General features: G+C 72.6%; 14 protein-coding genes. 4 read left to right on the forward strand and 10 right to left on the reverse strand.

All coding sequences use genetic code 11. The annotated features are described in order from the left end of the window. Positions 1-55 precede the first annotated feature (55 nt). The 4 genes from B100_RS0117125 to miaA all read right to left on the reverse strand — a co-directional run bounded on the left by B100_RS0117125 (position 56) and on the right by miaA (position 5,036). Positions 56-2,254: an HD domain-containing protein gene (locus B100_RS0117125; RefSeq protein ID WP_024885657.1), complete on the reverse strand. Its 2,199-nt coding sequence runs from the start codon at positions 2,252-2,254 to the stop codon at positions 56-58. 296 nt (positions 2,255-2,550) lie between these two features. Next, complete coding sequence (gene dapF, locus B100_RS0117130; RefSeq protein WP_024885658.1) at positions 2,551-3,420, reverse strand: diaminopimelate epimerase; 870 nt, start codon at positions 3,418-3,420, stop codon at positions 2,551-2,553. Positions 3,421-3,485: 65 nt separating this feature from the next. Continuing rightward, positions 3,486-3,989 carry a hypothetical protein gene (locus tag B100_RS0117135; RefSeq protein WP_024885659.1) on the reverse strand — a complete coding sequence of 168 codons (504 nt, stop codon included), beginning with the start codon at positions 3,987-3,989 and terminating at the stop codon, positions 3,486-3,488. A gap of 108 nt (positions 3,990-4,097) precedes the next feature. Further along, positions 4,098-5,036 carry a tRNA (adenosine(37)-N6)-dimethylallyltransferase MiaA gene (miaA, locus tag B100_RS0117140; RefSeq protein ID WP_024885660.1) on the reverse strand — a complete coding sequence of 313 codons (939 nt, stop codon included), beginning with the start codon at positions 5,034-5,036 and terminating at the stop codon, positions 4,098-4,100. A 181-nt stretch (positions 5,037-5,217) separates the two neighbouring features. On the opposite strand from miaA, the gene B100_RS0117145 reads away from it, so the two are divergent. After that, entirely contained in the window at positions 5,218-5,487 is a 270-nt protein-coding gene (locus B100_RS0117145; RefSeq protein ID WP_024885661.1) for a hypothetical protein, read from the forward strand. Positions 5,488-5,510: 23 nt separating this feature from the next. Further along, positions 5,511-5,780 carry an antitoxin gene (locus B100_RS0117150; protein ID WP_024885662.1) on the forward strand — a complete coding sequence of 90 codons (270 nt, stop codon included), beginning with the start codon at positions 5,511-5,513 and terminating at the stop codon, positions 5,778-5,780. 32 nt (positions 5,781-5,812) lie between these two features. On the opposite strand, the gene B100_RS0117155 is transcribed toward B100_RS0117150, so the two are convergent. The 4 genes from B100_RS0117155 to B100_RS0117170 all read right to left on the reverse strand — a co-directional run bounded on the left by B100_RS0117155 (position 5,813) and on the right by B100_RS0117170 (position 9,316). After that, positions 5,813-6,526: a class III extradiol dioxygenase subunit B-like domain-containing protein gene (locus B100_RS0117155; RefSeq protein ID WP_024885663.1), complete on the reverse strand. Its 714-nt coding sequence runs from the start codon at positions 6,524-6,526 to the stop codon at positions 5,813-5,815. 86 nt (positions 6,527-6,612) lie between these two features. Further along, positions 6,613-8,139: a tRNA (N6-isopentenyl adenosine(37)-C2)-methylthiotransferase MiaB gene (gene miaB, locus B100_RS0117160; RefSeq protein WP_024885664.1), complete on the reverse strand. Its 1,527-nt coding sequence runs from the start codon at positions 8,137-8,139 to the stop codon at positions 6,613-6,615. 70 nt (positions 8,140-8,209) lie between these two features. Continuing rightward, positions 8,210-8,803 (reverse strand): DUF7010 family protein, encoded by a 594-nt coding sequence (locus B100_RS0117165; protein ID WP_024885665.1) that lies wholly within the window; start codon positions 8,801-8,803, stop codon positions 8,210-8,212. Positions 8,804-8,908: 105 nt separating this feature from the next. Then, positions 8,909-9,316, reverse strand: a complete 408-nt coding sequence (locus tag B100_RS0117170) for a pyrophosphohydrolase domain-containing protein (RefSeq protein ID WP_024885666.1) — start codon at positions 9,314-9,316, stop codon at positions 8,909-8,911. Between the two features lie 140 nt (positions 9,317-9,456). On the opposite strand from B100_RS0117170, the gene B100_RS0117175 reads away from it, so the two are divergent. Further along, positions 9,457-10,452, forward strand: a complete 996-nt coding sequence (locus B100_RS0117175; RefSeq protein ID WP_024885667.1) for a TAXI family TRAP transporter solute-binding subunit — start codon at positions 9,457-9,459, stop codon at positions 10,450-10,452. On the opposite strand, the gene B100_RS0117180 is transcribed toward B100_RS0117175, so the two are convergent. Both B100_RS0117180 and B100_RS0117185 read right to left on the reverse strand, forming a co-directional pair. Further along, positions 10,431-11,864, reverse strand: coding sequence for a sensor histidine kinase (locus B100_RS0117180; RefSeq protein WP_024885668.1), 1,434 nt, complete (start codon positions 11,862-11,864; stop codon positions 10,431-10,433). The genes B100_RS0117175 and B100_RS0117180 overlap by 22 nt on opposite strands. A gap of 9 nt (positions 11,865-11,873) precedes the next feature. Further along, positions 11,874-12,560: a response regulator transcription factor gene (locus B100_RS0117185; protein ID WP_024885669.1), complete on the reverse strand. Its 687-nt coding sequence runs from the start codon at positions 12,558-12,560 to the stop codon at positions 11,874-11,876. Between the two features lie 284 nt (positions 12,561-12,844). On the opposite strand from B100_RS0117185, the gene B100_RS0117190 reads away from it, so the two are divergent. After that, positions 12,845-13,621 (forward strand): amino acid ABC transporter ATP-binding protein, encoded by a 777-nt coding sequence (locus tag B100_RS0117190; RefSeq protein ID WP_024885670.1) that lies wholly within the window; start codon positions 12,845-12,847, stop codon positions 13,619-13,621. Positions 13,622-13,687: the final 66 nt, after the last annotated feature.

Below are 13,687 nucleotides of genomic sequence, written 5' to 3' on the forward strand. Positions count from 1 at the left end.
CAGTCGTGCGTACGCCGGGTGCCGTCACCGTCGACGGCGGCCGGAACGTGCGGGCTCAGACGCCCGGTGCCTGCGGTTGGGCCCGGCTCACGTCGTACACACCGGCGACGTTGCGCATGGCGCGCATCAGGGCCGGCAGCTGGGCGGCGTCCGGGATCTGCACGGTGTAGGTGTGGCGCACCTGCTGCCGGTCCGGCGGCTCGACGGTCGCGGAGACGATCTCGGCGCCCTCCGTGGCCATCGCCTCGGTGAGGTCCGCGAGCAGATGCGGCCGCACGAACGACTCCGCCACCAGGGTGACCCGGCACTCGGCGCCCTCCCCCCAGCGCACACCGACCTCGGCGCGGCCCGCGCTCTTCATCCGCGCCACCGCCGGGCACCCCGTGCGGTGCACGGTGACCGCTCCCCCACGCACGGCGAAGCCGGTGACGTCGTCGGGCGGTACGGGTGTGCAGCAGCCGGCCAGCCGTACGGTCGCGTCCGCCCGGTCGACCAGGACCTGGGCGGCGGAACCGTCGGCGTCCGCCTCTCCGGCCTCGGGCGCCTGCGGGGCCGGGGAACGGTCCGCGTCGGAGGGCCGCGGGGCCGCCGGCTCGTCCGCGCGCAGCCGGACCGCCGGCTCGGCGTCCGAGGCGGCCGGGGCCTCCTGCGCGGGGTGAGCGGCGAGCCAGCGCTGGATGGCGATCCGGGCCGCCGGTGTGTGCGCGTGCTCCAGCCACTCCCGGGACGGCGCCGAGGCCGCGTCCTGGTCCATGAGCAGCTGCACGGTGTCCCCGTCCTTGAGGACGGTGCTCAGCGTCGCCAGCCGGCCGTTGACCCGGGCGCCGATGCAGGCGTGGGCGTCCTCGCCGTACTGCGCGTAGGCGGCGTCGACGCAGGTCGCCCCCTCGGGCAGGCCCAAGGTGCCGCCGTCGGGACGGAAGACGGTGATCTCACGGTCCTGGGCGAGGTCCTCGCGCAGCGTGGACCAGAAGGTGTCGGGGTCGGGCGCGGCCCGCTGCCAGTCGAGCAGCCGGGAGAGCCAGCCGGGCCGGGTGGGGTCGACGCGTTCGCCGTCGCCCGCGGTCTGCTCCTCCGGCGGAGCGGCGTACGGGTTGCCGAGGGCGACGACCCCGGCCTCGGCGACCTTGTGCATCTGGTGGGTGCGGATGAGCACCTCGACGACCTGACCGTCCGTCGCCGCGACGGCGGTGTGCAGCGACTGGTACAGATTGAACTTGGGGACGGCGATGAAGTCCTTGAACTCCGAGACCACCGGCGTCATACAGGTGTGCAGCTCGCCCAGTACGCCGTAACAGTCGGCGTCCTCGTTCACCAGGACCAGCAGTCGGCCGAAGTCGGCGCCGCGCAGCGGGCCGCGCTTGCGGGAGACCCGGTGCACGGACACGAAGTGGCGCGGCCGGATGAGGACTTCGGCCGGGATGTCGGCCTCCCGGAGCACCTTGCGCACGTCGTCGGCGACGTCGGCGAGCGGGTCGTCCTCGCGGGCCGCGTTGCGGAGGATCAACTCCCGTGTCCGCTCGTACTCCTCGGGGTGGAGGATGGCGAAGACCAGGTCCTCCAGCTCCGTCTTGAGTGCCTGGACACCGAGCCGTTCGGCGAGCGGGATGAGCACGTCACGTGTCACCTTGGCGATGCGTTCCTGCTTGGCGGGGCGCATCACGCCGAGGGTGCGCATGTTGTGCAGCCGGTCGGCGAGCTTGATCGACATCACGCGGACGTCGTTCCCGGTGGCGACCAGCATCTTGCGGAAGGTCTCGGGCTCCGCGGCGGCCCCGTAGTCGACCTTCTCCAACTTGGTGACGCCGTCGACGAGATAGCGGACCTCCTCGCCGAACTCCTTGCCCACCTGCTCGAGCGTGACGTCGGTGTCCTCGACGGTGTCATGCAGCAGCGAGGCGGTCAACGTCGTGGCCTCGGCGCCGAGTTCGGCCAGGATGAGGGTGACGGCGAGCGGGTGGGTGATGTACGGCTCGCCGCTCTTGCGCATCTGTCCCCGGTGCGAGGACTCGGCCAGCACATAGGCGCGGCGCAGCGGTTCGAGGTCGGCGTCGGGGTGGTGGGCGCGGTGCGCCTCGACGACATGTCCGATGGCGTCCGGCAGCCGGTCACGGGCGGTCGGTCCCAGCAGCGCGGCGCGGCCCAGCCGGCGCAGGTCGAGCCGGGGACGGGACTTCCGGCGCGCCCCGGCGGGTGTGACGTGGGTCGACGTCATCGGGCCCGGGGTCGCGGGTTTCGCGGCCTCCGCGTTCATGAGCACCTCCGGCTGCGTGGATCCGGCGGACGGCGCCCCAGGGCGGACTCGGGCCTGGGGGACGGCGTCGCTCCCCCGTCCGGGCCGGTGCTTGATGCTACCGAGCCGCACCCGGTCCGACCGGCCGCCTCCGGCTCAGCGTGAAACGGATCACTCCAAAGAGCGACGGGCCGTTCAAGGTCGTTTTCACGCCATCGGGTGGGCCGTCTGCCATGAACTCGAAGCCGCGCACCCGGCCTGCCCTGCGGTTCGACGGCCGGACGGGCCGCGGGCCGGGAGATCATGTACGGCTCCGGTCAGCCAAGGGCGCTCTCCAGCCACTCGGCCTCGATCACACCCTCGGCGACGATCACCGCGGGACCGGTCATCTCGATCTCGCCGTCCGGCCGTTCGGTGATCACCAGGGTGCCTCCGGGGAGGTCCACGGTGTAGGTCACCGGGAGGCCGGTGACGCGCGGGTCGACGCCGTCCCGGCGCGCGGTGGCCACGGCGACGGCGCAGGCGCCGGTGCCGCAGGAGCGGGTCTCGCCGGCGCCGCGCTCGTGCACCCGCATGGCCACGTGCCGCGGGCCGCGGTCGACGACGAACTCCACGTTCACGCCGTCCGGGTAGGCGGAGGGCGGGCTGAACGGCGGCGGGGTGAACAGGGTGCCCGCGTCGGCCAGGTCGTCGACGAAGGCCACGGCGTGCGGGTTGCCCATGTTGACGTTGCGCGCGGACCAGTCGCGCTCGCCGACGCTCACGGTGACGCCGCCCTCGGGGAGCAGCGCCCGGCCCATGCCGACGGTGATGTCGCCGTCCTTGGCGAGGTGCACGGTCTTCACTCCCCCGCGCGTGGCGATGGCGAGGTCGCCCTCGGCGGCGTGCCCGGCGCGCTGCAGGTAGCGGGCGAAGACGCGCACGCCGTTGCCGCACATCTCCGCGATCGAGCCGTCGCCGTTGCGGTAGTCCATGAACCACTCGGCCTGGTCCGCCATGGAGCGCGCCTCGGGGTGGGCCGCGGACCGCACCACGTGCAGCAGCCCGTCGCCGCCGACGCCCGCGCGCCGGTCGCACAGGGCGGCGACGGCCGCCGGGGGCAGGTCGACGGCGTTCTCCGGGTCCGGGACGATCACGAAGTCGTTCTCCGTGCCGTGTCCCTTGAGGAAGGCGATCCGCGTGCTCATTCCTCGATCCTACGGCGTGACCGTGAGGGGACGCCGCCGCCTGTGGACGACGGGGACCGGGGAGGTCAGCGCAGGCGGGCGACCCGCCACACGGCGAGGGCCACGACGGCCACCACCATCACGGCGTAGGCGACCACGACCCGCCAGTCCGACGCGCGTCCGGAGCCGCGGGGCGGCAGGCCCGGCCAGGTGTAACCGACCTTGCGGGCGGCCATCATGCCCCAGCCGGCCGCGCAGGAGCAGATCAGCAGACCGAGCATGGCGATCACCGCGCCGCTGTCGCCGAAGTCGAAGGCGAGCGGGAAGGCGAACATCAGGGATCCCAGCGCGCCCAGCCCGACGATCGGGGCGAGCTGCCAGACGCGCAGCCGGCGCTGCGGGCGCAGCTCCACCTCGACCTCGTCCCCACCGGCGAACATCTCCTCCGGCTCGGGACCGTCGTCGGTCACACCGCCCTGCGTCTCGTCGGGCCCATCAGGGCTGAGACGGTCGGTCTCCTGCTCCGGGGCGTCCCGCTCGGTGGCGAGGTGCTCCGTGCTGTGTGCGGTGTCGCGAGGGCCGGCCTCCATCGCCACGCGCCCTCCCAACTTAGGACTCCACTGGTCGATCGAAGCTTGATGATGGCACGGCGTCACAGGCCCGGATGACGGCCTGGGCGTCCCGATGCCAGGACGTGATCAGGCTGTAACCGGTCGTTCGACCAACGACATCGCGAGCTGCGGAAGTTCCCCCCGGTCCGCCGCGGCCCCACTCAACCAGTGCACCCGGGGATCGCGCCTGAACCATGAATCCTGACGGCGCGCGAAGCGCTTGGTGGCACGGACGGTCTCGGTCCGTGCCTCTTCCAGGGTGCACTCCCCGGCCAGCGCGGCGAGCACCTGCTGGTAGCCGAGGGCGCGCGAGGCCGTACGCCCCTCGCGCAACCCCTGCGCCTCGAGTGCGCGCACTTCTTCGACGAGCCCCGCCTCCCACATCCGGTCGACCCGGCGGGCGATGCGCTCGTCCAGCTCGGGGCGGGCCACGTCGACGCCGATCTGGAGGGTGTCGTAGACCGAGTCGTGGCCGGGGAGGTTGGCGGTGAAGGGACGTCCGGTGATCTCGATGACCTCGAGCGCGCGGACGATGCGGCGGCCGTTGCTCGGCAGGATCGCCCGGCCGGCGTCGGGGTCGGCCGCGGTGAGCCGGGCGTGCAGCGCTCCCGGACCGCGCAGCGCGAGTTCCTCCTCCAGCCGGGCCCGGACCTCCGGGTCGGTGCCGGGGAACTCCAGGTTGTCGACGGCTCCGCGGACGTACAGGCCGGAGCCGCCGACCAGGACCGGCCAGCGCCCTTCGGCGAGCAGCGCGTCGATCCGCTCCCGGGCCATCCGCTGGTACTCGGCGACGGAGGCGGCCTCGGTGACGTCCCAGACGTCCAGCAGGTGGTGCGGGACGCCGCCGCGCTCCTCGGGCGTCAGCTTGGCGGTGCCGATGTCCATCCCCCGGTAGAGCTGCATGGAGTCGGCGTTGACGACCTCCCCGCCGAGCCGTTGGGCCAGGAAAACGCCCAGATCGGACTTTCCGGCCGCAGTGGGTCCGACGACGGCGATGACGTGGGGGGCGGGGGGTGCGCTGCTCACCGATCCAGTCTCCCAAACCTCCGGGGCCGCTCTCGAACGGGTTACGTGACGCGGGGTCCACCGGGTCGTTGCCCGTTCGAGGTTCCTGCCGCCGGATCACGGTGGCGTTCGCCCGGCTCACACGAATGGACACACCGGGCTACGCGGAATTTCGCCCGCACGAGTAACGTATGGAGTGGATATGGGCGTTTTTGCACGACTTTTTCGGAGGTCGAAGACCACGGAAGAGGCATCGTCGGCCGAGGCCCGGACCGACGGGGCGACGGCCGGGACCGGCACGGACGGCACGGCCGCGACGGCGCCGCCGGAGGCCGCGGCCGACGCACCGGAGAGCTCCGGGTCCGCGGCGAAGGAGTCCGACGAGGTCACCGTGACCGAGAGCGTCGACATCCCGAAGCAGCAGTCCGGCAAGGCCGCCGACAGCGAAGCCGGCGACGGCGCCCGCACGTAGCGTGCCGCGAGGAAAGGTACATCATGGGTCTCCTGGACAATCTGAAGGCCAAGATCGGCCCGGCCAAGGACAAGGTCTCCGGCCTCGCGCAGCAGCACGAGGGCAAGATCCAGCACGGCCTGGACAAGGCGGCGCAGAGCGTCGACAAGCGGACCAAGGGCAAGTACAGCGACCGGATCCAGTCGGGTACGGGCAAGGCCAAGGAGGCCGTGGACCGCTTCACGCACAAGGACGACCGCGGTCCCGGGACGGGCGGGAACACGCCGCCCGCCGGGCCGCCGCCGGCGTCCTGAGCGCTACGGACGCGATCAGGGTCCGGCGCCGGCTAGGACCAGGTGGCCACGACGTAACCCACCCCGTAGGGGGCGTCCTCGTGGAGGAGCGCGCCGGACAGTCCGGTGTTCCCGTCCGCCGCTCCGGCCAGCACCTGCCAGGGCGCCCGGCCGGACACCTTCAGCTCGCGCGCCAGTCCGGTGTCCAGCGCGCGCAGGGCCCCGGCGTCGGCCGAGCCCAGCGCGCGGGCGATCTCCGTGTCGAAGGGCGCCGCGCGCTCGTCCAGGTAGCCGGGCGCCTTCAGGGTGCGGCAGGCGCTGGCGTCGCCCAGCACCAGCAGCGCCACCCGGTCCGCCCGGTCCGCGATGCGCCGCCCCTCCGCGAGGCACGCCTCGGCCCCGAGCAACTCACCCACCCCGCGCCCCTCGATCGGGGCGTCGGCCCACCCGGTCCGGCCCAGCAGCCAGGCGCCCACGGCGAGCCCGTACGGGAGTTGCCGCCCGGCCTCGCCCTCCCCGTCCCCGAGGCGTACGTCCAGGTCGACGCCGAAGCCGCGGAAGGTGCCCGGGGTGCCCGCCGGGTAGTCGGACAGCCCGGTGCCGTCCTCGGGGCCCACGACCACGAGGAGGTCGGGGCGGGCGGCGGCGAGCAGGCCGAGCGCGTCCGTGCAGGCGGCGCGCGCGGCATCCAGCTCCGGGGCGGCGCCGGCGGCGACCTCGGGCACGAGCAGCGGCGGGCAGGGGCAGGCTGCGGCGGCGACAAGCATGATCAGCAGCCTACTGCGGACGCCCCGGCCCGCCCCTCGGGGCGGTACCGAGGGGGCGTCGGGCCGGCGGACGGCGCGAGGGCGGTTCAGTCGACGGCGCAGCCGCCGCTGACGACGGGCAGCGGCTCGGGCACGCCCACCTTGGGCAGGCCCAGCAGCACGCCCGCGGGCTTCGCCGCCTTCTCCGCCGTGCGCTTCTCCCACGCGTCCCCGGCGCGGGTGCGGCGCACGTCCAGCACGGCGCCCTCGGCGAGCAGGTGGTGCGGGGCGGCGTAGGTGATCTCGACGGTGACCACGTCGCCGGGGCGGACCTCCCGGTCCGGCTTGGTGAAGTGCACCAGGCGGTTGTCTGGGGCGCGGCCGGAGAGGCGGTGGGTGGTGCCGTCCTTGCGGCCCTCGCCCTCGGCGACCATCAGCTCCAGGGTGCGGCCGACCTGCTTCTTGTTCTCCTCCCAGGAGATCTCCTCCTGGAGGGCGACGAGACGCTCGTAGCGCTCCTGCACGACCTGCTTGGGGATCTGCCCGTCCATCTCGGCGGCCGGGGTGCCGGGCCGCTTGGAGTACTGGAAGGTGAACGCCTGCGCGAAGCGCGCCTCGCGGACCACGTGCAGGGTCTGCTGGAAGTCCTCCTCGGTCTCGCCGGGGAAGCCCACGATGATGTCGGTGCTGATCGCGGCGTGCGGGATGGCGGCGCGTACCTTCTCGATGATCCCTAGGAAGCGCTCCTGCCGGTAGGAGCGGCGCATCGCCTTCAGCACCGGGTCGGAGCCGGACTGCAGCGGCATGTGGAGCTGCGGCATCACGTTGGGCGTCTCGGCCATGGCGGCGATGACGTCGTCGGTGAAGTCACGGGGGTGCGGCGAGGTGAAGCGGACGCGCTCCAGGCCGTCGATCGTCCCGCAGGCCCGCAGCAGCTTGCTGAACGCCTCGCGGTCGCCGATGTCCGACCCGTACGCGTTGACGTTCTGGCCGAGCAGGGTGACCTCGGAGACGCCCTCGGCGACCAGGGCCTCGATCTCGGCGAGGATGTCGCCGGGGCGGCGGTCCTTCTCCTTGCCGCGCAGCGCGGGGACGATGCAGAAGGTGCAGGTGTTGTTGCAGCCGACGGAGATCGACACCCAGGCCGCGTAGGCGCTCTCGCGGCGGGTGGGCAGCGTGGAGGGGAACGCCTCCAGCGACTCGGCGATCTCGACCTGCGCCTCCTCCTGGACGCGGGCGCGCTCCAGCAGCACCGGCAGCTTGCCGATGTTGTGTGTGCCGAAGACGACGTCCACCCAGGGGGCGCGCTTGACGATGGTGTCGCGGTCCTTCTGGGCGAGGCAGCCGCCGACCGCGATCTGCATGCCGGGGCGGCTCGCCTTCTTCGGGGCGAGGTGGCCCAGGTTGCCGTACAGCTTGTTGTCGGCGTTCTCGCGGACCGCGCAGGTGTTGAAGACGACGACGTCGGCGTCGCCGTCCGCGCTCTGGGCGGCGCGGACGTAGCCCGCGTCCTCCAGCAGGCCGGCCAGCCGCTCGGAGTCGTGGACGTTCATCTGACACCCGTAGGTGCGAATCTCGTAGGTCCTGGTCGGGAGAACGTCCACCGCGGGGCTCCGGTCACTGCTGCTGGTCATGGCAACAAGGGTAGGCGTTTCCCGGAGCGGCTCGCCCCGGTGTTCCCCTCACTCCCGTCACGGCCGACGGTCAGCCCCGTACGGCCAGGTGGCAGGCGCAGCCCCAGAGGACCGCCGCGCAGGCCAGGCCCACCACGACCCGCACGGTCTCGGCCGACAGCCCGGACAGGACCAGTACGACGCCGACGACCGCCACCGCGGTCAGGAGCCCGGCCGTCCACCGGTACTGCCACTGGTCGTAGAGGCGGGCGAGCGGGAAGAAGTGCAGCCCCACGACGAGCGCGATGCCCACGGGGATGAGTTCGGGGTGCCCGGAGGCGTTGGACGCGGCGATGACGGCCACGACGGCCAGCAGTTCGAGGCCGTTCACGAGGCCCACCCCGCGGGCCCAGTTCCGCGGCAGGTCCACCGTCCGGGGCGAGGGCCGGACGTCCTTGCGGAAGCCGAGGTGGAGCGCGACCGCGGTGACCACGAGGGCCACCGCCTCTATGGACAGCGGCACGAGGTCCGTCGCCGAGCCGGTCCCCGAGGCGCCCGCGAGCGCCCAGGCGAGGCCGAACAGCGAGAGCACGACGGTGCCTCGGCGCCGCAACTGCCGGGTGAGCGCGAGGCACTCGGCGTCGGACGCGGACGGTGTCGGCGCGGAGTCAATGGGCGACGTCATCGGTGGAGGCTACAGCGATCACGTCGGCCCGGCCCGGGGATTATTGCCTTCGCGGGCCTGACTTCGCGGGTCTCCGCCTCGAAGGCGGGGATCCGGGGCCCTCGCTCAGCCCTCCTCCTTCGGCACCCACCCCTGCCGGCGCAGGACCGCCGCCACGTCCGGGGCCTGGTAGTGGTCGCCCTTGAGGACCTTGCCGTCGGCGCGGCGGGCGGCCCGGCCGTCGGGGCCCAGCTTGGTCATGTTGGAGCGGTGGATCTCGGCGATCACCGCGTCGAGGTCGATGCCGTGGACCAGTGCGGTGCCGTAGGCGACGTAGACGACGTCGGCGAGCTCGTGGGCGAGCCGGTCGAGCGGGCCCGTCACGGACACCTCGGCGACCTCCCCGGCCTCCTCCGCGAGCAGCTCGCCGCGGTGGGCGGCGAGGGCCGGGGAGACCTCGGACGGGGTGTCGCGGACGTCCAGCTTGAAGGCGCGGTGGAACTCACGGACCAGATCGGCGGGCGAGGAGCTCATGCCGGCGACTGTAACGGCCACCCCGGACACCCGGCCGTGCCGCGAGGGCCGACCGCCGGCTGTGCCGTGCCGTCCGACCACCGGCCGCCCTGTGAGCTCCGCCCTGGTCAGCGGGGCACCGGGCTGGCAGGATCGCGCCCATGTCCCACGTGCTGTCCCGCATCGGCAGGCGACGGGCCCTGCGGGGCGCGGCCGCCGCTCTGGTGGTGCTCGGGCTGCTGCTGTGGTGGCAGGCACCCTGGCGGGAGGAGCCGCCCGGCGGGACCGTCACGGTGAGCACCGGCACCCGCGCGGGCGTCTACCAGAAGTACGGCGAGCTGCTGCGCACCGCGCTCGACCGGGACCTGCCGGACCTCGAGGTGCGGCTGGAGACCAGCGACGGCTCGCAGGAGAACGTCCGGCGGGTGGCCACCGGGCAGGCCGACTTCGCCATCGCCGCTGCCGACGCGGTGGCGACGTACCGGCTGGAGCACCGCTCGGGTGCCGACGGGCTGCGCGGCGTGGCCCGACTGTACGACGACTACGTGCAGCTCGCGGTCGCGCCCGGCTCGGGCATCCGCTCCGTCGCCGACCTGCGGGGCAAGCGGGTCGCCATAGGGCCGCCCAAGTCCGGCGTGCGGCTCATCGCCAATCAGGTGCTGCGGGCGGCCGGCATCGACCCGGAGCGGGACATCCAGCCGTCCGCGGACGGCATCGACACCGGGCCGGCACGCCTGGGCCACGGCCTGGACGCCTTCTTCTGGTCGGGCGGACTGCCCACGGACGGCCTGAAGACGTACGCCGAGGAGTCCGCGCTGCGGTTCGTGCCGATCGACGCGGCGCTGGTCTCGAAGCTGCACGAGCAGGGCGGCGCCACCCGCTACTACCGCGCCACCAACATGCCGGAGTCGGCCTATCCGGGCAGCCAGCTGGGTTCGTCCGTGCCGACGATGGCGGTGTCCAACCTGCTGATCACCCGCGCGGACGCGGATCCGCGGCTCACCGAGTGGCTGACCCGGATCGTCCTCAAGAGCCGCGACGGCATCGGCGCCCACGTCCACTCCGCCCAGCTGGTCGACGTACGCACCGCCATCTACACCGATCCCCTGCGGCTGCACGAGGGCGCCCGCCGGTACTACCGGTCCGTCAAGCCCTGACCCGCCGCCTCACCGGTGGGGGCGTTCCGCGGCACGGTCACGGTCACCCGCAGCCCGTGCGGTTCGTGCCGTGCGTAGTCGATGGAACCGCCGCCCGCCGCGAGGAGCGCCCGGGAGATGGACAGGCCCAGGCCCGAGCCCTTGATGTTCTGGTGCCGTCCGCTGCGCCAGAAGCGGTCGCCCACGCGGGCCAGCTCCTCGTCGGTCAGTCCCGGGCCGTTGTCGGTGACCACGACGGTCGCGGTGGCGCCGTTGGAGGCGACGGTGACCTCGACGGTCTCTCCGGCGGGGGTGAACTTCACGGCGTTGTCGATGACCGCGTCCAGCGCGCTGGACAGCGCCACCGGGTCCGCCCACGCGGTGGTCGGCGGGCAGTCGCCGGTCAGCGAGACGTCCTTGGCGTCGGCGGAGGGCGACCAGGCCGCGACGCGCTCGGCGGCCACCGCGCCGATGTCGACGATCTGCAGGTCGGGCTCGCTGTGCTCGGCGAGCGCCAGGTCGAGCAGGTCGTCCAGGACCTGCGCCAGCCGCTTGCCCTCCGCCTGCACGGAGGCGATCTCCTCGTTGCCCTCGGGCAGCTCCAGGGCGAGCAGCTCGATGCGCAGCAGCAGCGCGGACAGGGGGTTGCGCAGCTGGTGCGAGGCGTCGGCGACGAAGGCGCGCTGCTGTTCCAGCACGCTCTCGACGTTGTCCGCCATCTCGTTGAAGGACCGCGCGAGCCGGCGCAGCTCGGGGGGGCCGCCCGCCACCGCGACCCGGGACTTCAGCCGGCCGGTGGCGATGTCGTGGGTCGTGGCGTCCAGGACGCGTACCGGCCGCAGCACCCAGCCCGTCAGGCGGAGCGCCGCGCCGACGGCCAGCAGCATGGCGGCCACCTCCCCCGCGGCGATCAGCAGCCAGCCCTGGAGGATGCGGGACCGCATCTGCCCGGTGGGCGAGTCGGTGACCACCACCGCGACGACGTCGCCGTCCCGGATGACCGGCGAGGCCACCACGAGGGTGCTGCGCTGCCAGGGCCAGACCTGCTCGGGGTCGTGGCTGCGGCGGCTGAGCAGCGCCTCCTCGAAGGCGTCCCGCACCTCGCCGGTGCGGGGCAGGAACCAGTCCCTCGGGGCGTGTGCCATGGGGGCGTCGCTGCGGTAGAAGACACCGGCGCGGATGCCGTAGACCTCGTAGTAGCTGCGGAGCTCGCTGCTGAGGGTCTCGCGGCGCTCGTTGACGTCACCGCCGGACGGGTCGGTCGGTTCGGTGACGAACTGGGCGAGGGCCGCGAACCGCGCGGTGTCGTCGATCCGGTCGACGACCACCTTCTGCTGCTGCGCGCCGGCCAGGCTGACGGCCAGCGGGACGCCGAGGGCGAGCAGGACGGCCGCCATCAGGACGATGAGCAGCGGCAGCAGTCGTGTGTGCACCCGGCCCCGCTACGCCGCGGGCGCGACGAGCCGGTAGCCGACGCCGCGCACGGTCTCGATCAGGGCGGGCATGCGCAGCTTGGAGCGCAGGGAGGCGACGTGCACCTCCAGGGTGCGCCCGGTCCCCTCCCAGCTGGTGCGCCACACCTCGCTGATGATCTGCTCACGACGGAAGACCACGCCCGGCCGCTGGGCGAGCAGCGCCAGCAGGTCGAACTCCTTGCGGGTGAGCTGGACGGGCGTGCCGTTGACGGTGACCTGCCGGGTGGGCAGCTCGATGAGCACCGCGCCCAGCCGCACCTGGGTCTCCGTGGAGCCGGTGGCATCCTCGTGCACGGTGCGCCGGCTGACGGCGTGGATGCGGGCGAGCAGTTCCCCGGTGTCGTACGGCTTCACCACGTAGTCGTCGGCGCCGAGGTTGAGGCCGTGTATGCGGGAGCGCACGTCGGAGCGCGCGGTCACCATGATCACGGGGGTGCTGGTGCGCTTGCGGATCTTGCCGCAGACCTCGTACCCGTCCTGGTCGGGCAGGCCGAGGTCGAGCAGGACGACGCCGAAGCCCTCGCCCTCGGGGACGAATGCCTGGAGCGCCTCCTCGCCGCTGCGGGCGTGGGTGACGTCGAAGCCGTGGCGGGCCAGGACGGCGGAGAGGGCCGCGGCGACGTGGTTGTCGTCCTCGACGAGCAGCAGTCTCACCAGGTCCCCCTTCGATTCGTCGGCCGTACGGGTGCGGATGTCTCCATGATGGGCACGCGCGGGTGCACCTTGCAGTCACGCCGATGAGCAAGGACGACGTCAAGGGGGTTCCGGTTGCGCTTCGGTACCGGTTACCGCGCCGCCATACCCCCAGCTCGCAAGTGCTACGACAGGTGTCCGATTGCTATCGGATCGTGATGCTCAGATTCCCCTCAGATGTAATGACGCAGGTCTGAAGGGTTACTACTGTCCTCCCAAACCGAGGAGGACGGAGCCTGCTAGCGATGACCGAAGTATCGGTGGCCAAGGAAGACGCGGCCGCGACCGGCGATCTGGTCGTCCTGAAGAGCGTCAACAAGCACTTCGGCGCGTTGCACGTACTCCAGGACATCGACCTGACGATCGCCCGCGGCGAAGTCGTCGTGGTCATCGGACCCTCCGGGTCCGGAAAGTCCACCCTGTGCCGCACCATCAACCGTCTGGAGACGATCGACTCCGGCTCGATCACGATCGACGGCAAGCCCCTGCCCGACGAGGGCAAGGCGCTCGCAAGGCTCCGTGCCGACGTGGGCATGGTCTTCCAGTCCTTCAACCTCTTCGCGCACAAGACCGTGCTGGAGAACGTGACGCTGGGGCAGGTCAAGGTCCGCAAGAAGGACAAGAAGGCGGCCGAGGAGCGGGCGCGTGCCCTCCTCGACCGGGTCGGCGTGGGCGCGCAGGCCGAGAAGTACCCCGCGCAGCTCTCCGGTGGTCAGCAGCAGCGCGTCGCCATCGCGCGGGCCCTGGCGATGGAACCCAAGGTCATGCTCTTCGACGAGCCGACGTCGGCTCTCGACCCCGAGATGATCAATGAGGTCCTCGAGGTCATGCAGCAGCTCGCCCGCGACGGCATGACCATGATCGTCGTCACCCACGAAATGGGGTTCGCGCGTTCCGCCGCGAACCGCGTGGTCTTCATGGCGGACGGCCGCATCGTCGAAGAGGCGACGCCGGACCAGTTCTTCAGCAATCCGCGCAGCGACCGTGCCAAGGACTTCCTCTCGAAGATCCTGCACCACTGAGACGCGGCGCAGCGCCCCTGCCGACCTGCGTCACCGGACATCGACCGGGCCGCATCACTTCACCAG

Source organism: Streptomyces sp. CNH189, assembly GCF_000527195.1.